Consider the following 16,805-nt stretch of genomic DNA (forward strand, 5'->3'; position numbering starts at 1 on the left):
GGTCCGTCCGGGTCCCGATCTCCCCGACCGCCCCGGGAACCCCGCCCCGCCGCGCGTGTCGCCGTTCGAGCGCCGGTCGGGGGCCCCGGGACCCCCGATGCCGCCCTCCCCCCTTCCCGGTGGACTCGTACGATGGACGGCATGAGTGATTCCCGCGCCGCCGGCCGCCGTGTCCTGCTCGCCGCCCCCCGTGGTTACTGCGCCGGGGTGGACCGTGCCGTCGTCGCCGTGGAGCAGGCGTTGGAGCAGTACGGTGCCCCGGTCTACGTCCGGCACGAGATCGTGCACAACAAGTACGTCGTCCGCACCCTGGAGAAGAAGGGCGCGATCTTCGTCGAGGAGACCTCCGAGGTCCCCGAGGGTGAGATCGTCATCTTCTCCGCCCACGGTGTCGCGCCCGAGGTCCACCGCGAGGCCGAGCGCGGCAAGCTCGCCACCGTCGACGCGACCTGTCCGCTGGTGACCAAGGTGCACAAGGAAGCCGTCCGCTTCGCCCGTGAGGACTACGACATCCTCCTCATCGGACACGAGGGCCACGAGGAGGTCATCGGCACCACCGGCGAGGCCCCCGACCACATCCAGCTGGTGGACGGTCCGAAGGACGTGGGGAACGTCGAGGTGCGCGACCCGGAGAAGGTCGTCTGGCTCTCCCAGACCACGCTCTCGGTCGACGAGACCATGGAGACCGTGGGCGCGCTCAAGACCCGCTTCCCGCAGCTGATCAGCCCGCCCAGCGACGACATCTGCTACGCCACCCAGAACCGGCAGACCGCGATCAAGGAGATCGCCGACCGCTCGGACCTGGTGCTGGTCGTGGGGTCGAGGAACTCCTCCAACTCCGTCCGGATGGTCGAGGTCGCCCTCGGCGCCGGCGCCCGCACCGCGCACCTGGTCGACAACGCCTCCGAGATCGACGAGGCGTGGCTCGAGGGCGTGGGGACCATCGGCCTGTCCTCCGGCGCCTCGGTGCCCGAGGTCCTGGTCGAGGGGGTCATGGAGTGGCTCGCCGAGCGTGGCTTCGACGACGTGGAGGTCGTCCAGCCGGTCACCGAGCACATCCGTTTCTCGCTGCCCAAGGAGCTGCGCCGCGACCTGCGGGCCGAGGCGAAGGCCAGGCTGGAGGCCTGACCCGGGCCGACTCCGGCGACCCGGAGCCGGATGACGCCGGCCGCTCGCCGTGCTCGCCCGTCCCTCCCGCGGAAGCCCCTCCGCTCCGCTCCGTTCGCCGGCCCGCTCCGTTCCACGGGGTTCCCCGGGCCCGTTTCCGTCCCGTCGCCGCGGCGGTCCCACCGACGGCGGGACGGAAACGGGCCCGCCGACCGTTCGGAGCGGGACGCCCCCGGGGGCGCCGGTCCGTCTCAGCGCCGGGCCGCCGCCCGACGGCGGCGCAGCGTTCGGGCGGCACCCCGGACCAGGACGATCACCACCGCCAACAGCGTTCCCGAGAACAGCCACGGCGCGCCGAACGCCAGGGTGGCCGGCAGATCGTCGAAACCCTCGGCCGCGACGGCGCCCAACGCGAAGGCGATCGGCGCGGCCACCGGGGCGCAGATCAGGTCGGCCGGTCGGACCATGAGGGCCACCGTCAGACAGGCCAGCAGGAAAACGACCCCGTGCAGGGTCGGGACCCCGCCGGCCAGTCGGCTCAGCCAGCCGACCGCGACCATCGCCGCGCCGGTGAGGACGCCGCAGCCCAGGCCGGTCAGGACCGGGCGGGGGAGACGGGCGGCGCGGACCGTCCGGGTCAGGCGGGCCAGGGCGTCGACCACCGGCGGCCGGTGACCACGGCCGGCCCGCGGTTCCGGTCGGGGCCGGGGGGGCGGGCCGGGACGGGACGGGCCGCCGGCGGGCCGGGGCACCCCGGCGGGGCGGGTGGGTCGACGCACCGTTCCGAAGGGTGGCCGAGCGTGTTCGGTCGTGTGCGTACTGTGCTCCACGTCGACCAACGTAAGTCCCCTTCCCCGCCTCGATCGGCGGAGACACGCGCATTCCATCGTTTTGTCGATCTTTTGCACGGGTGGTCACCCCGGACTCCGGGGCGCCCGCGGTGCCGGTGGAACCGGGATCACCCTCGTCCGGCCCATCGGCCCGGGCCCCGCGCCTACAATGAGGGTTCGCCCTCCGTTCCCCTCCTACGCCCGGGAAGTCCCACGTGTCGCTCACGATCGGAATCGTCGGCCTGCCGAACGTCGGCAAGTCGACCCTGTTCAACGCCCTGACCAAGAACGACGTGCTGGCGGCCAACTACCCGTTCGCCACGATCGAGCCGAACGTGGGCGTCGTGGGCGTCCCCGACCCCCGGCTGACGAAGCTCGCCGAGATCTTCGGCTCCGAGCGCGTCCTGCCGGCCACCGTCGACTTCGTGGACATCGCCGGCATCGTGCGCGGCGCCAGCGAGGGCGAGGGACTGGGCAACAAGTTCCTGCACAACATCCGCGAGTCGGACGCCATCTGCCAGGTGGTGCGCGCCTTCCGCGACGACAACGTCGTGCACGTGGACGGCAAGGTCTCCCCGAAGGACGACATCGAGACCATCAACACCGAGCTGATCCTCGCCGACCTGCAGACCGTCGAGAAGGTTCTGCCGCGCCTGGCGAAGGAGGCCCGGGTCAAGAAGGACCGGCAGCCGATCCTCAGGGCGGTCGAGGACGCGAAGGCGATCCTCGAGGAGGGCCGCACCCTCTTCTCCGCCGGCATCCGCCAGGGCACCGAGGCCGTCGAGCCGCTGCGGGAGCTGCACCTGCTCACCGTCAAGCCGTTCCTCTACGTCTTCAACGTGGACGAGGAGGAGCTGACCGACGAGGCATTCCAGGCCGAACAGCGCGCCCTCGTGGCCCCGGCCGAGGCGGTCTTCCTCAACGCCAAGCTCGAATCCGACCTCGGCGAGCTGGACGACGAGGAGGCGCTGGAACTGCTGCGGTCCGTGGGGCAGGAGGAGCCGGGCCTGGCCACCCTCGCCCGCGCCGGCTTCGAGACCCTGGGCCTGCAGACCTACCTCACCGCCGGGCCCAAGGAGGCCCGCGCCTGGACGATCAAGCGTGGCGCGACCGCCCCGGAGGCCGCCGGCGTCATCCACACCGACTTCCAGAAGGGCTTCATCAAGGCCGAGATCGTCTCCTACGACGAACTGGTCGAGGCCGGCTCCCTGGTCGAGGCCCGCGCCAAGGGCCGTGCCCGCATGGAGGGCAAGGAGTACGTCATGCGCGACGGCGACGTGGTGGAGTTCCGCTTCAACGTGTAGCGGTTGATTCCTTGATCTACCGAGATGCGGGTTGGATGGTAAAACCCCAGGTCAGGGGCCAGATATTCCGGTCTGGCCCCTTCCTGTTTTCTCTTGCGGATTCCGGCTGTTTCCGGGCCACGTGCTGACTTGGCGCTGACTCGTCGGCGGGGAGCTGTTCGGTCCTGACCTGGGGCTATGACAGCGCTGAGTACCCTTACTCAACCCTGAGTGGGCTGTCGCGCTGCGCGTGTAGATGAGCAGCCTTCTCCCAGTCGCATGCGGTGCACCGCCTGAGGTAGTAGTCCCCGGGGCCCAGCTCTTCCAGCGCCGCGTGCTCGGTGCACGGGGTGTAGTTGTTGCGGTCCCGGACGCGATCGCATGTGGCATCCGCGGAGTGGTAGACGGTCTGCTTGGGCCCCGGCGTGGCCCGGACAAAGCAGGGCATGCTGAGACTGCTCTCCGCCACCCGGGCCATGGCCTGCTCGATCTCGGCCAGTTCCGCGCCGAGCTTGTCTCGCCTCCTCTTCTCCTCCTCGTGGTACTCGCTGAGGATCTTGAGTTTGCGCATCCGAAGCTTGTTCATTTCCTCGTCGTTCATGACCCCTCCTAAGAAGTCTTACGGATGACTAGCACTTCCTATCAGCTCTGGGCTGGCCTGCGTCAGGGAACAGAGAAAGATCTGTCGGGCCCGCTAGCCGTCAGGGTTTCCCGTTCCGGAAAGCCGGGGAGCTTGCCCCGCATGTCAGCCGGTCGGGAGCATCGGCCACAGGCGAGGGCCGTCGACCTGAAGGGGAAGCCGTGGGCGCACCACTGTGGAAACTGTCGGGAGATCCGGACTGCAAGAACGGCACCTGCCCCACCCTGTGGGGCACGGCCGACGGCAAGGAGTACGTCGTACAGGGTTACGTGACCAACGACCCTGAGCGGCTGGCGCAGCTCGACCTGCCCGAGGGTGAGACGGCGGTCATGGTCCCCGCGGCCGTGCTGGAGGAGTACTTCCGTGCTCACCGGTGAGGAGTTCGGGCGCCTCTTCGACACGTTCGAGCGGACCGCGTTCCGGCTGGAGACGCTGGCTGAGTACGACGTGGAGGAGGAGCGCGGGGAGATCGCGCGCTTCTTGGCCGGCGAGGACATGGGGCCGGAGTGGGACGACAACCCGTGGGTGCGGTCCATGACCGACAAGGGCAAGCAGGTGTCCCGCGTCCACGTCCTGCGCTCCCCGCTGACTGACTACCCGCGCTACGAGCTGGCGGCCTACCCCGGCAACATCAAGGCCGGTGAGTCGATCGGCATTATCGACCTGGCCGAGCAGGACGTGGACGGTCTGCCCGACCACGACTTCTGGCTCTTCGACGACTGCGACGTCTACCGGATGCACTACACCCCCGAGGGCCGGTTCCTCGGCGGCGAACTCCTCCCCGCCGACCGCCTCCCGGCCTACCGGGGATACCGGGACCTGGCGCTCTCCCGAGCCGTGCCGTTCGCGACCTACCGGGAGCGGCACCACTGACCACGGAATCCCTCGGAAGAGCACTGCGGACACTGCGAGAGGCGTCGGGACTGACCGGCAGCGCAGTGGCCCGTAGGGCTTCCATGTCCGCAGCCAAGCTCTCGAAGATCGAGAACGGCCGGACCATGCCCACGGTGCGAGACGTCGACCTCGTCCTGTCCGCCCTCGGGGTGTCCGAGGAGGCCAAGGAACAGTTCCTCGCGGCGGCCCGAGTCGAGGCCACGGAACCACGGCGTGGCGCCTGCTGCGCCGTATGGGGGCGTGGAAGCACCAGAACACGATCAAGGGCATCGAGGCCAACACGAAGGCACTCAGGCTGTTCCAGGGACAGCTCATCCCTGGTCTTCTCCAGACTCCTGAGTACGCCACGGCGGTGTTCTCACTGCCTCCGGCTCTGCCGGACGAGACCAAGGTACGGACAGTGGCGGCACGGCTGGAACGGCAGACCGTGCTGTATGAGGACGCGCGGTCGTTCCACTTCGTCATCTGCGAGCACGTACTGCGGTGGCTGATCTGCGAGCCGGCCGTCATGGCCGTACAACTCGACCGGCTCGCGTCCCTGTCCCAGCTCCCCGCCGTGTCCATCGGTGTCGTTCCTCAAGCGGGCCGGAAGCCGGACTTCCCCATGACCTGTTTCAGCATCCACGACGACAGCCTCGTCATCGTCGAGACCTTCCACTCGGAGGTGACGACACGGGATCCGCGGGACGTCCAGACGTACGTCGACACGTTCGACAGGTTCGCCGCGGTGGCGCTCTATGGCGACGACATGCGCAGCCTCGTCGAGGGCATCCGGGACGAGTTCTTGCGGCAACAGGAAAGAGGCTAGGCCCGGCAAGTGGGCAACCCGACGATGTTGGATCAAGGAGATCGGAGTCGGGAGAGCCATGCGAACAAGCGCCAGCACCCAGTCGGGACCCGTGTACCTGCCCCTGCCCGGCGCCCAGCCTGAGCCGGTTTCGGGCTGTCGGCACTGCCTGGACGCTCACCAGGTCGGGGTCGTGCAGGAAGACCGCCGGTTTGATGAAGGGGATCCCCGCCTCGGGGATGCCCGCCGCACGCGCGGCACGTTCCAGCTGAGCCTTCAGCTCCTTGGCCTTGAGATCGGTGAGGTGCAGCGGGTTGCGCAGCGTCCGCACACGGTCGCCGTGGAACTGCCATGTGTCGCCCCGGTTCACCACCCTGCCCGGGTGCCCCTTCAGCTCCAGCAGATAGACGCCCCCGGGCAAGGCGATCAGCAGATCGCACTCGTTGACCCGCCCGGTGACCCCGGTGAACCGGAACGTCGCCCACGCCCGGTACGGCTCGGCGTTCGGCATCAGCCGTCGCACGTGCTCCAGGCCCTCCTGCTCCCACCGGAAACCGGATCGGCAGGGCTGGAACCAGTGCTCGCGCCGCGATGGGGGGCCGGGCTTCGCAGCGGTCGGAGTCACGGGGAGTCCTCCGGTTAGGGGCGTGGGGGCGTAACGGGACAAGACTAGCGACGTCGTTCGGAGGACCTGCGCCTGTTCACAGGGACGGGCCGGCGGTCGGCTTATCGGCACGGCTTCGACGCCGGTGCCGGACGCCGGGGCGGAGCACGATGGCGGTCTCCATGGCTGCACGGTCGTGGCCGCGGTGCTGTGGGGCGGAGCGGCTGTGGACCCTCGGGGTATCGGATCGCATGTGTCCGGTACCGGCCACTCCCCACACACGGCGGTAACACCGTGGCCTGGTCGCGGTATGGTCAAGGCGAAGAAGGTCACGATCACGCAGCCGGTGGGGCTGCTGGAGAGCGTGAAGGCGCACACGGACAACGTCTCCGGTTACATCACCGAGCGGGCCGAGCGGCGCAGGCTCCTGCGGGGGGAGTTGGACCACTATCAAGAGGGGTTCGGGACGTTCACCCACCGTCGCCGAGGAGGCCTCGTGGGGTGTCGTGCGGACCGTGTTCCTCGACGTTTCCCGACGCGACGGTCCCGCCCGAGACTCCGGGTCCACCGCCCCGGGAGGAAACCGGGCCGGGCCCGAGGGGATCGGTTCCGAGGAGAAAGGCACGGAAGCGTATGGAGCTCACCGTTTTCGGGGCGACCGGCGGTACCGGCACCCACGTGGTCCGTCAGGCGTTGGAAGCCGGTCACCGGGTGACGGCCGTGGTGCGTGATCCGACAGCGTTGACGGTCCGGCACGAAGCGCTGGAGGTGCGGGTTGCCGACGTGACCGATCCGCGACTGCTGGAGCCGCTCCTGAGGGGGCGGAAGGCCGCGATCTCCGCCCTCGGTGCCCGCGGCAACGCCGGGGCGGGGATCGTCTCGGTGGCGACCCGGGCGATCGTGGAGGCGGCACGAAACTGTGGAACTCGGCGGTTCCTCGCGGTGAGCGCCGCTCCGGTCGGTCCGGTCCCCCCGGGGGAGAGTCCGCTGTTGCGCACCGTCGTGCGGCCCCTGGTCTCCCGGGCGTTTCGGCCGCAGTACGACGATCTCGCGGTGATGGAGGAGATCATTCGGAGCAGTGCCCTGGACTGGACGATCCTTCGTCCCCCACGCCTGTTGGATCGGCCCCTGTCGCGGAAGTACCGCAGGGTCATCGGTGGGAACGTGCCGCGGTCCGGTTCCATTTCCCGGGCCGATCTCGCCCATGCCCTCCTGTCGATGGTGGACGATCCGACGACGGTGCGGCAGCCGGTGGGCATCGCACGTTGAGTTCTCGGCCCGCCCGGTCCTTTTCCGGGATCCCGGTTTCCCCGGGGGTCGGGTGAACGGTTCGGGTGGGGACCCGACGCAACCCCTGCCACCGGCACACCCGCGCTGTGCCGGTGGGGCCCGGCGGGGGCGCGGAGGCACATGCCGTGGCGCGGGGGCCGGCCCGGCCCGCTGTCCCCGGTGGGTGGAAGAAGACGGTGCCCCTCGCTCGGCCTTTCGGGTGAACATGGAGCCGACCCTTGCGTGCCATCACCCCGGGTTGTCAATCTGTTGCTCTCAGTGCTGACCGTTCGGGTCGGGAGCAGCTTCGGGAGGACCCGTGTCGGTGGGAGAGCAGCCCGCTTATCTCCGCGTCGCCGAGGATCTGCGCCGGCAGATCCGGGAGGGCGTTCTCGCGCCGCACACCCGGCTGCCCTCGCAGGCGGACATCCGGACGGTCTACGGCGTCTCGGACACCGTGGCGCTGGAGGCGCGGCGGGTGCTGATGGCCGAGGGGCTGGTGGAGGGCCGCTCGGGGTCGGGGACCTACGTTCGGGAGCGGCCCGAGACCCGGCGCGTGCACCGCAGCGCGCACCGTCCGGCGGGGGAGTGCTCGCCGTTCCGGCAGGAGCAGGCGGACGAGCGGGTGCGCGGCGTGTGGGAGGCCGAGAGCGAACGGAGCACGGCCGGGCCGGGGGTGGCGCGCCGGTTGGCGGTGGAGGCGGGGGAGGCGGTGATGTGCACGCGGTACCTGTACCGGGTGGCGGACGGCCCGATGATGCTGTCCACCTCCTGGGAGCCGCTGCGGCTGACCGGTCGGACCCCGGTGGTGCTGCCGGAGGAGGGTCCGCTGGCGGGGCGCGGGGTGGTGGAGCGGATGGCGGAGATCGACCTCGTGGTGGACAACGTGGAGGAGGAGGTGGGGGCGCGGCCCGGTGGGGTGGACGAGGTGGAGGTACTGGGCGGCCGACCGGGCCGGCTGATGATCGTGGTCAGCCGGACCTTCCGCGCCGGCAGTCTGCCGGTGGAGACGGCCGACCTGGTGGTACCGGCCGATCGGTACCGGATCGCGTATCACCTGCCGGTGCGATGACGCGTCGGCCCCGGCGGGCCGTCGGGGAGGTGGACCTCGAACCAGACGGTCTTGCCCGCCGGGTCCCGGCGGGTGCCCCAGCGGTGGGATTCCAGGGAGACCAGGTGCAGGCCCCGGCCGTTCTCCTCCTCGGGGCTCGCGCGGCGCGGCAGCGGAGGGTCGGGGAGGGGGTCGGAGACCTCCACGAGCAGTGACCCACCGCGCACCAGACGCACCCCGATGGGTCCGTGCGCGTACCGCAGGGCGTTGGTGACCAGTTCGCTGACCAGCAGGACCACCGAGTCCTCCACGGAGGACAGACCCCAGTCGCGCAGCGTGTGCCGGACGGCGGAGCGGGCTCGGCGGACGCTGTGGCCGCGGGCCGGGAAGACCCAGGAGGCGCTGTCACCCGGTGAGAGTTCGCCGAGTTGGACGGCGAGCAGCGCGATGTCGTCCTCGGCGCCGTGGCCGGGCCGACCGACCTCCGGGACCAGGGCGTCCAGCACCGTGTCGCACAACTTCTCCAGGGAGATCTCCCCGCCGCCGGGGCCGGTGAGGGTCTCGCAGAGCCGGTCCAGGCCGTCGGTGATGTCCTCCCCGCGTTTCTCGATCAGACCGTCGGTGTACAAAACGAGCACCGAACCGGCGGGGACGTGGGCCCGGATCTCCTCGTGGCCGGTGTCGGGCAGCCCGATCGGTGGGCCGTCCGGCACGTCGACCGGCCGGGCCACCAGCCGGCCGGTGGCCTCCTCGCGGGTGACCAGCACCGGTGGGACGTGGCCGGCCTTGGCGATGGCGCACTCGCCGGTGGCCGGGTCGTGCACGGCGTACAGGCAGGTGGCCATCATCGGGTCGTCGGGACCGGCGGCGAGGTCGTCGGAGAGGCGGTTGACGCGCTCCAGGAGCTCGGCCGGGGGCAGGTCGAGGTCGGCGAGGGTGCGCACGGCGGTGCGCAGCCGTCCCATGGTGGCGGCGGCGCGCAGACCGTGGCCCATCACGTCGCCCACGACGAAGGCGACCCGGCCGCCGGCCAGTGGGATGACGTCGAACCAGTCGCCACCCACCTCGGCGCGGCTGCTGCCGGGCACGTACCGGAAGCCGATCCGCACGCCCGGCGGCTCGGGAACGGTCTGCGGCAGCAGGCTCCGCTGCAGCATCACGGCGGCCTCCCGCTCGCGGGCGTAGAGCCGGGCGTTGTCCAGCGAGACGCTGGCCCGTCCGGCGATCTCCTCGGCGAGGGCGAGGTCGTCCGCGTCGAAGCCCGCGCGGCGACCGGCACGGCTGATGACGAGCAGGCCGAGCACCTTCCCGCGGGCCCGCAGCGGGACGACCATCAGGGAGTGGATGCCCAGGCCGGTGGCGGCGGTGACCTTCGGGTCGTCGGGGCTGGTGGCCTCGGCGATGGCCTCGGCGGAGTCCAGGAGGCGGGCGCGTCCACCGGCGAGCACCTTCCCGAAGACGGACTCGGGGGTGAAGCGCACCGTCTCGCGCAGGCCGAGCATCCGGTCGACCTCGGGGCTGTGTCGTTTGGCGGCGACGGCGGCCTGCACCAGGGGGGTGTGACGGGGACGGTCCCCGTTGCCCCCGTCGCCGTCGAGGAAGGCGGAGGGCAGCATGACCCCGGCGTAGTCGCAGAACCGGGGGACGAGCAGATGGGCGAGGGAGTCGGCGACGGGGGCGACCTCGAGCAGGTCGCCCAGGGCGGCGCCGATGTCGTCGAGGAGGGCGAGGCGTTGACGGGCCCGCTCGATCTTCTCGGTGGCCTCCCGGCGTTCGGTGATGTCCATGACGGTGCAGCTGACGCCGTGGACCCGGCCGGTGCGGTCGGTGAGCCGGCCGAAGGAGACGGACCGGGCGCCGCGCCGGTCGGGGGAGAGGGTGACCAGGTCGATGACGGAGTGACCGGAGGCGAGGACCTCGCGCTGTACGGCGTCGATCTGCGGCCCCATGTGGTCGGGCAGGACCTCGAGGACGGTCCGGTCGATCAGGTCCTGGGGGCCGACTCCGCACAGGCGGGAGAGGGATTCGTTGACCCGTACGAAGCGCTGTTCGGTGTCGAAGAGGGCGATGCCCAGGGGAGAGGCGGTGAAGAGGGCGTCGAGGGCGGCGAGTTCCTGTTCGATTCCGGCCAGCAGACTGGTCTCGACGAGGTTGGCGAGAACGAAGGGGGACCCGTCGGGACGGCGCATCAGGGAGCCGCGTCCCTCGACCTCCACGGTTCGGCCGTCCAGGTGACGCAGAGGGATCACGCCCCGCCAGGAGCCGGTGCGCAGGAGTTCCCGGTATACGTTCCCGGCCCCCCCGGTCAGCGCGCACGGGGAGGCCACGAAGTCGGTGACGGGGCGACCGAGGACGAGGGAGTCGGGCCATCCGAGGACGCGTTCCGCGACCGGACTCCACAGCAGGATCCGGCCACCGGGGTCCAGGATGACGACGCCGATGCGCAGGACGTCCAGGAGAGGCCGCGGGGCACCGGGTGCCGTGGAACCGGCGGGCGGGACCTCGTCCCGCGGACTCTCCGCACTCGTGCTCACGTCGTACCACGTCCCCGCTCGGGCCCCACCGCGTGGTCCGCGGTCGGGTCGGACTCGCACCCGTACCCCCGATTGTGCCGGGGATCAGCGAGGTGCGCTGTCCGCCCGCTCGACGCGTTCCACCAGATAGCGGCCGGAGTCCGCCGGGCGTACGCCCGCGCCCTCCTCCAGCCTGCGGATCAGACGCTGGGCCTCCGCACGCGTGGCGCAGCGTCCGATGCGGTAGCGGTGCCCGTTCTCGTCCTGGCGCACCACCTGCCACGGACTCGGATTGCCGTCGTTCATCACTCACCCCCTGGGCGCATATGCCGGACCCTACGCCGGCACCTGTGTTCACGCCTACGAAAACCTGTTCCACGGGGCGGGAACCGGACAGGCCCGGGCCCCTCCGGCACGGGGCGACACGGGGAGCCGACGGACCGTCACCGGACAGCGTAGGTGGTCGGCCGGCACGGGGTGTCAACCCCGGGTGACGGGGGTGTTTCCGCCGGTGAAACGGGGCGCGGCGGGGTGGCCCCATCCACCGGGCATCACATTTCGCGCACCTCTCTCCCATCCGTCGATCACCCTTCGCCCACCTCCCCGCTCCGGTGCACGCCCGGGCGTGCGCCCGGCGCGTTTTCTTCCACGCGCGCCGGATGGCCGGTGGACGGCCGGATGCGCCCCGGCGTATCCGGCCCTCCACCGGTCGGGTGAGATCCGACGCCCGTGACGCCGTGTCCGCTACGCGCCGGGCCCCGGGTGGCCTTCGCTGGCGGTGGGTGTGATCAGAGGTCGATCGGAGCACCCGGGTCACGTCGGAGGGAAGAACATGCTGGGACGGTCGAGCGACGCCGGTGCCCGGACACCGGCGCGAGCCGGGAGCGCGGGTTCCCGGAGGCGCGCCGTCCGCCTCCTCGCGGGCGCTCTCCTGCTACCGCTGCTGCTGGTCGGCTGTTCCTCCGACCCCGGGGAGCGGGACGGGGCCGAGGCGCTCCTCTCCGCGGTCCCCGCCGCCGACCGGGACCGGCTGCGCGAGGGCGGCTCCCTGGTCTGGGCGGTGGACGACCTGCCCGCCACCCTCAACGTCTTCCGCTACGACGCGGACATCGTGACCGACCGGGTCACGGTCGGCCTGCTGCCCCGCCTCTTCGTCACCGACGAGCGGGGGCGCCAGCGCCCCGATCCCGATTACCTGCGCTCGGCGGACGCCACGCCGGAGGACGGCGGGTGGCGGATCGTCTACTCGCTCAACCCCCGGGCGGTCTGGAGCGACGGCGAACCGGTGGGCGCCGAGGACTTCATCGCCCAGTGGAAGGCGCTCAACGGCTCCGACAACTCCTACTGGAGCGCTCGCAACGCCGGCTACGAGAGGATCTCGAAGGTGACGGCCGGTCCCGGCGAGCACGAGGTCACCGTCCTGACCGGGGACACCGTGGCCGACTGGCGCGCCCTCTTCACCCCGCTGTACCCCCGCTCCCTCACCGGCGACCCCGCCGAGTTCAACGCGGGCGCCCGGGACGGTCTCCCGGCCACCGCCGGCCCCTTCGCGCTGGACGGGCTGGACCGGGCGGGCGGCCGGATGACGCTGACCCGGGACGAGGGCTGGTGGGGCGACCGGGCGCTGCTGGACGAACTGGTCTACCTGCGGGTGCCCCCGCACCGCCGACTGGAGGAGCTGGGCCGGGGCACGGTGCACGTGGCCGAGGTGAACGCGGTCGAGGCCGAACGGGTGCTCGCGGCGGCGGGTACCCCCTCCCGGGGCGGGGGCGTGGACAGCCCGCACGCTCCCCCCGGACCGGCGGACACGGGGTCCGGCGAGGACACGGAGGCCGACGAGGACACCGGCGCCGCCCCCGACGCCGCCCCGGATACCGACGACGGCCGCGGGGCCTCCGCCGCCGGCCCGCCGGGGAACGGCCCCGGCGCGGGCGGGTCCGGCGCGGGCGGGTCCGGCATCGAGGCCGCCGAGGCACCCGGCACCGCCGCGCTCTCCGTCGGCCGGGACCTCACCGCCCACCTCGCCCGCTGGGGGGACGCCCGGCTCGCGGCCGCCGTGCCCGACGCCCCGTCGGCCGCCGCGACCGGCGTCGACCGGGCCGCCGAACGGTACGCCCGCGCCCTCGTCACCGCCCAGCGCTCCCGGGACCGGGCCTTCGCCCTGAACGAGGAGAGCGCCCGCGAACACCTCGCCCGCCACACCGTCCACCGTGCCTACGGGCCGTCCTGGACGCAGTTGGCGATCAACGGTTCCTCCCCGACCCTGCGCGACGAGCGGGTGCGCCGGGCCCTGGCCCTGGCGCTGGACCGGGAGGCCCCGGCGACGAGGGTGCACGGCGCGGCCGGCCTCCCGCCGCGTCCGCTGGGGCACCACCTGTGGGTGCCGGCCCAGGAGGAGTACCGGGACCACGGCGGCGCGCTGGGGGAGACCGGCCCCCGGGCCGCCGCCGAGGTGCTGGAGGCCGTGGGCTGGCACCGGGTCCCCGGCGGTGGGCGCGGCGTCGGCGCGGACCGGGGGCCGACCGCCGGGCCCGGGACGGAGGCAGGGGCCTCCCCGGCGGCCGGGCCCCCCGCCCCGGCCGGCGCGGCCGGCCCCCGCGCGCTGTTCCGCGTCGCCGACCCGCTGACCACCGCGGAACAGGGTGTCGCGATGCTGCGCCGCGCCGCCGTGGACGCCCGGGCCGCCGCCGCGGGGGCCGGCCGCGGTGAGCGCGCCCGCCTGGAGCGGGCGGCGGACGACGCCGAGCGGGCCGCCGACGCGGCGAACCGGGAGGCCGAGCGGCTCGCCGCGGAGGCCGCCGCGGCGGTCCGGGTGAAGGAGGGAACGCCGCTGCGGTTGGACTTCGTCCTTCCGGAGGCCGGCACGGGTACCGAACGGGACCACGGCATCGAGGAGCTGCACACCGTGGCGGACCTGATCACGGAGGCACTCACCGAGGTGGGCGTATTGGTGGACCGGGTCGAGGTGCCGGCCGACACCTACCTCTCCGAGCGCGTCCCGTCCGGGAACTTCGACCTGGCGTTGTACTCCTGGCCGGCCACGCCGTTCCCGGCGACCGACGCCCACCCGGTCCACGCCAAGCCGCAGGCCGTCCCGGGTGGTGAGGTGTTCGTCCGGCAGAACTACACCCGGGTGGGCACCGACCACATCGACCAGCTGTTGGAGGAGGCCGCCACGGAGCCGGACGACGGGCGCCGCGCCGAGCTGTTGCACCGCGCCGACCTGCGGATCTGGGCGGTGGCGGGGTCGATCCCGCTGTACCAACGGCCGGAGCTGGTGGCGGCGGAGCGGGACCTGGCCAACGTGGGCGCCTTCGGGCTGGCCACCCCGCGGCCACAGGACTTCGGCCGCCTGCGCTGAGCGGGGAACCGGCCCGGGCACGGGGCGGACGGCGGGGGCGGCGTGGAACGCGCGGGCCGTCCCCGGGAGGGCACCGTACGATGTGGAAGGGCCGGGGCAGGAATTCGCCGGGCCACGTCACCGACTCGCCGGGGATCCACCCGCCGGGGGACAACCGCTATTCGGGAGAAGTTCCGCCAGCCATGCCCACGCGCCACGACATCCGCAATGTCGCCATCGTCGCCCATGTCGACCACGGCAAGACGACCCTGGTCGACGCCATGCTCAAGCAGGCGGGGGCCTTCGCCGCCCACCAGCACGTGGACGACCGGGTCATGGACTCCGGCGACCTCGAGCGCGAGAAGGGCATCACCATTCTCGCGAAGAACACCGCCGTCCGGTACCACCCCAAGGGGGGTGGGGACCCGGTGGTCATCAACATCATCGACACCCCCGGCCACGCCGACTTCGGCGGCGAGGTGGAGCGCGGCCTGTCCATGGTGGACGCCGTGGTCCTGCTGGTGGACGCCTCGGAGGGACCGCTGCCGCAGACCCGGTTCGTGCTGCGCAAGGCGCTGCAGGCCCGCCTGCCGGTGATCCTGTGCGTCAACAAGACGGACCGGCCCGACGCCCGCATCTCCGAGGTGCTCAACGAGTCCTACGACCTGTTCCTGGACCTGGACGCGGACGAGGAGCAGATCGAGTTCCCCATCGTCTACGCCTGCGCCCGGGACGGTGTCGCCTCCCGCACCCAGCCGGCCGACGGCACGGTGCCGGAGGACAGCGACAGCCTCGAGCCGCTGTTCTCCACGCTGCTGGAGTCGGTGCCGGCGCCGGTGTACGACGAGGAGGCCCCGCTCCAGGCGCACGTGACCAACCTGGACGCGGACAACTTCCTCGGCCGGATCGCGCTGTGCCGCATCCAGCAGGGCGAGCTGCGCAAGGGGCAGACCGTGGCGTGGATGCGCCGCGACGGCTCGGTGCAGAGCGTGCGGCTCACCGAGCTGCTGATGACCGACGCGCTCACCCGCAAGCCGGCCGAGAAGGCCGGCCCCGGTGACATCTGCGCGGTGGCGGGCATCCCCGACATCATGATCGGCGAGACGCTGGCCGACCCGGAGAACCCGGTGGCGCTGCCCCTGATTCAGGTGGACGAGCCGGCCATCTCGATGACCATCGGCACCAACAACTCCCCTCTGGTGGGCAAGGGCGGCAAGGGCCACAAGGTGACCGCGCGCCTGGTGAAGGACCGCCTGGACCGGGAGTTGATCGGCAACGTCTCGCTGCGGGTACTGCCGACCGAGCGGCCGGACGCCTGGGAGGTGCAGGGCCGCGGCGAGCTGGCGCTGGCCATCCTGGTGGAGACGATGCGCCGGGAGGGCTTCGAGCTGACGGTCGGTCGTCCCGAGGTGGTGACCCGGGAGGTCGACGGCCGGGTGCACGAGCCGATCGAGCGGATGACGATCGACGTGCCCGAGGAGCACCTGGGGGCGATCACCCAGCTGATGGCGTCCCGCAAGGGGCGCATGGAGACCATGACCAACCACGGCTCGGGTTGGGTGCGGATGGAGTTCCTGGTGCCCTCCCGGGGACTGATCGGGTTCCGCACCGAGTTCCTGACCGAGACCCGGGGCACCGGGATCGCGCACGGCATCTTCGAGCGCTACGAGCCGTGGGTGGGGGAGCTGCGCACCCGTAACAGCGGTTCCCTGGTGGCGGACCGGCCGGGGCCGGCCACGCCGTACGCGATGCTCAACCTCCAGGAGCGGGGCGTCATCTTCGTGGAGCCCGGTACCGAGGTGTACGAGGGCATGATCGTCGGTGAGAACTCCCGTGCCGACGACATGGACGTGAACATCACCAAGGAGAAGAAGCTCACCAACATGCGGGCGGCCTCCGCCGACACCACCGAGAACCTGGTGCCGCCGCGCAGGCTGTCGCTGGAGCAGTCGCTGGAGTTCTGCCGGGACGACGAGTGTGTCGAGGTCACGCCGAACGAGGTGCGGATCCGCAAGGTGGTGCTCGATCAGCGTCAGCGGGCCCGGTCGGCCTCCCGGGCCAAGCACGCCTGAGCCTTCGCGATTCGCTCGCGGGAACATTCGCGGCGGCCCCACACCGGTCTTTCGGTGTCGGGCCGCCGCGTTGTGCGGGGTGCCTTCCCGTGGCCCCGGGGTCCGTTGCCGGCGGCCGGCTGCCCTCCCGTGCCGGATCGTCCGCCGGGAGCCGTGTCATATGCGCTGGGTGAGGAAAACCCCGAGAAGCCCGGGGAATCATCCCCCGATCGTCACGCAGTGAAGTTTCTTCGCCTTCCGTCCACAAAATGATTGCAATGTGAACATGTCAAGGGGGGCAAAGCGGGCAGAGGTCCACACCTGTTCGATGTGCGGACACCTTCGCGTGTCACGCGTCACAATGGCACGTTTGAACCCCTCGGGACTGCTGAAGTATCGCCGTATTTGTCTGTTTTGGTGTTCGCTCCGTCATCAC

General features: G+C 71.7%; 13 protein-coding genes and 2 pseudogenes. 10 read left to right on the top strand and 5 right to left on the bottom strand.

Annotation, left to right across the window (positions count from 1 at the left end):
* Window positions 1-141: 141 nt before the first annotated feature.
* Window positions 142-1,128: a 4-hydroxy-3-methylbut-2-enyl diphosphate reductase gene (locus LZF96_RS18790; protein WP_233873869.1), complete on the top strand. Its 987-nt coding sequence runs from the start codon at window positions 142-144 to the stop codon at window positions 1,126-1,128.
* 230 nt (window positions 1,129-1,358) lie between these two features.
* Here LZF96_RS18790 and LZF96_RS18795 read toward each other — a convergent pair whose 3' ends face one another.
* Entirely contained in the window at window positions 1,359-1,769 is a 411-nt protein-coding gene (locus LZF96_RS18795; RefSeq protein WP_233873872.1) for a DUF6542 domain-containing protein, read from the bottom strand.
* A gap of 383 nt (window positions 1,770-2,152) precedes the next feature.
* Between LZF96_RS18795 and ychF the strand changes: the two genes are divergently transcribed.
* Window positions 2,153-3,241: a redox-regulated ATPase YchF gene (gene ychF, locus LZF96_RS18800; protein WP_233873875.1), complete on the top strand. Its 1,089-nt coding sequence runs from the start codon at window positions 2,153-2,155 to the stop codon at window positions 3,239-3,241.
* 196 nt (window positions 3,242-3,437) lie between these two features.
* Here the strand turns inward: ychF and LZF96_RS18805 are convergent, their stop codons facing one another.
* Window positions 3,438-3,821, bottom strand: coding sequence for a hypothetical protein (locus LZF96_RS18805; RefSeq protein WP_233873878.1), 384 nt, complete (start codon window positions 3,819-3,821; stop codon window positions 3,438-3,440).
* A 200-nt stretch (window positions 3,822-4,021) separates the two neighbouring features.
* Between LZF96_RS18805 and LZF96_RS18810 the strand changes: the two genes are divergently transcribed.
* The 4 genes and pseudogenes from LZF96_RS18810 to LZF96_RS18820 all read left to right on the top strand — a co-directional run bounded on the left by LZF96_RS18810 (window position 4,022) and on the right by LZF96_RS18820 (window position 5,562).
* Entirely contained in the window at window positions 4,022-4,237 is a 216-nt protein-coding gene (locus LZF96_RS18810) for a hypothetical protein (protein ID WP_233873881.1), read from the top strand.
* Window positions 4,224-4,733 carry a DUF6879 family protein gene (locus tag LZF96_RS18815; protein ID WP_233873884.1) on the top strand — a complete coding sequence of 170 codons (510 nt, stop codon included), beginning with the start codon at window positions 4,224-4,226 and terminating at the stop codon, window positions 4,731-4,733. Before LZF96_RS18810 ends, LZF96_RS18815 begins: the two co-directional genes overlap by 14 nt.
* A gap of 65 nt (window positions 4,734-4,798) precedes the next feature.
* Window positions 4,799-4,861, top strand: a pseudogene (locus tag LZF96_RS27105) (hypothetical protein); the annotation flags it as partial.
* Between the two features lie 125 nt (window positions 4,862-4,986).
* A complete protein-coding gene (locus LZF96_RS18820) occupies window positions 4,987-5,562 on the top strand; it encodes a DUF5753 domain-containing protein (protein ID WP_308294239.1) in 576 nt (191 codons plus the stop codon).
* Window positions 5,563-5,749: 187 nt separating this feature from the next.
* Here LZF96_RS18820 and LZF96_RS27110 read toward each other — a convergent pair.
* Window positions 5,750-6,523 (bottom strand): annotated as a pseudogene (locus tag LZF96_RS27110) (NERD domain-containing protein); the annotation flags it as partial.
* Between the two features lie 255 nt (window positions 6,524-6,778).
* Here LZF96_RS27110 and LZF96_RS18830 point away from each other — a divergent pair.
* Complete coding sequence (locus LZF96_RS18830; RefSeq protein ID WP_233873887.1) at window positions 6,779-7,414, top strand: NAD(P)-dependent oxidoreductase; 636 nt, start codon at window positions 6,779-6,781, stop codon at window positions 7,412-7,414.
* Between the two features lie 319 nt (window positions 7,415-7,733).
* Entirely contained in the window at window positions 7,734-8,486 is a 753-nt protein-coding gene (locus LZF96_RS18835) for a GntR family transcriptional regulator (protein ID WP_233873890.1), read from the top strand.
* Here LZF96_RS18835 and LZF96_RS18840 read toward each other — a convergent pair.
* A complete protein-coding gene (locus LZF96_RS18840; RefSeq protein ID WP_233873893.1) occupies window positions 8,468-10,999 on the bottom strand; it encodes a SpoIIE family protein phosphatase in 2,532 nt (843 codons plus the stop codon). The two genes, LZF96_RS18835 and LZF96_RS18840, sit on opposite strands and share 19 nt — an antisense overlap.
* An 84-nt stretch (window positions 11,000-11,083) precedes the next feature.
* On the bottom strand, window positions 11,084-11,284 hold the full coding sequence (locus tag LZF96_RS18845; protein ID WP_233873896.1) for an SPOR domain-containing protein: 201 nt from the start codon (window positions 11,282-11,284) through the stop codon (window positions 11,084-11,086).
* A gap of 526 nt (window positions 11,285-11,810) precedes the next feature.
* Here LZF96_RS18845 and LZF96_RS18850 point away from each other — a divergent pair.
* Window positions 11,811-14,339: an ABC transporter substrate-binding protein gene (locus LZF96_RS18850; RefSeq protein WP_233873899.1), complete on the top strand. Its 2,529-nt coding sequence runs from the start codon at window positions 11,811-11,813 to the stop codon at window positions 14,337-14,339.
* 182 nt (window positions 14,340-14,521) lie between these two features.
* On the top strand, window positions 14,522-16,390 hold the full coding sequence (gene typA, locus LZF96_RS18855) for a translational GTPase TypA (RefSeq protein WP_233873902.1): 1,869 nt from the start codon (window positions 14,522-14,524) through the stop codon (window positions 16,388-16,390).
* Window positions 16,391-16,805: the final 415 nt, after the last annotated feature.

The organism is Streptomyces sp. ST2-7A, assembly GCF_021390475.1.
Lineage (GTDB): Bacteria > Actinomycetota > Actinomycetes > Streptomycetales > Streptomycetaceae > Streptomyces.

Coding starts and splice junctions, on each gene's coding strand:
- LZF96_RS18850 (WP_233873899.1), top strand. CDS start 11,811: ATGCTGGGACGGTCGAGCGACGCCGGTGCCCGGACACCGGCGCGAGCC.
- LZF96_RS18830 (WP_233873887.1), top strand. CDS start 6,779: ATGGAGCTCACCGTTTTCGGGGCGACCGGCGGTACCGGCACCCACGTG.
- LZF96_RS18845 (WP_233873896.1), bottom strand. CDS start 11,284: ATGAACGACGGCAATCCGAGTCCGTGGCAGGTGGTGCGCCAGGACGAG.
- LZF96_RS18820 (WP_308294239.1), top strand. CDS start 4,987: ATGGGGGCGTGGAAGCACCAGAACACGATCAAGGGCATCGAGGCCAAC.
- LZF96_RS18790 (WP_233873869.1), top strand. CDS start 142: ATGAGTGATTCCCGCGCCGCCGGCCGCCGTGTCCTGCTCGCCGCCCCC.
- LZF96_RS18805 (WP_233873878.1), bottom strand. CDS start 3,821: ATGAACGACGAGGAAATGAACAAGCTTCGGATGCGCAAACTCAAGATC.
- typA (WP_233873902.1), top strand. CDS start 14,522: ATGCCCACGCGCCACGACATCCGCAATGTCGCCATCGTCGCCCATGTC.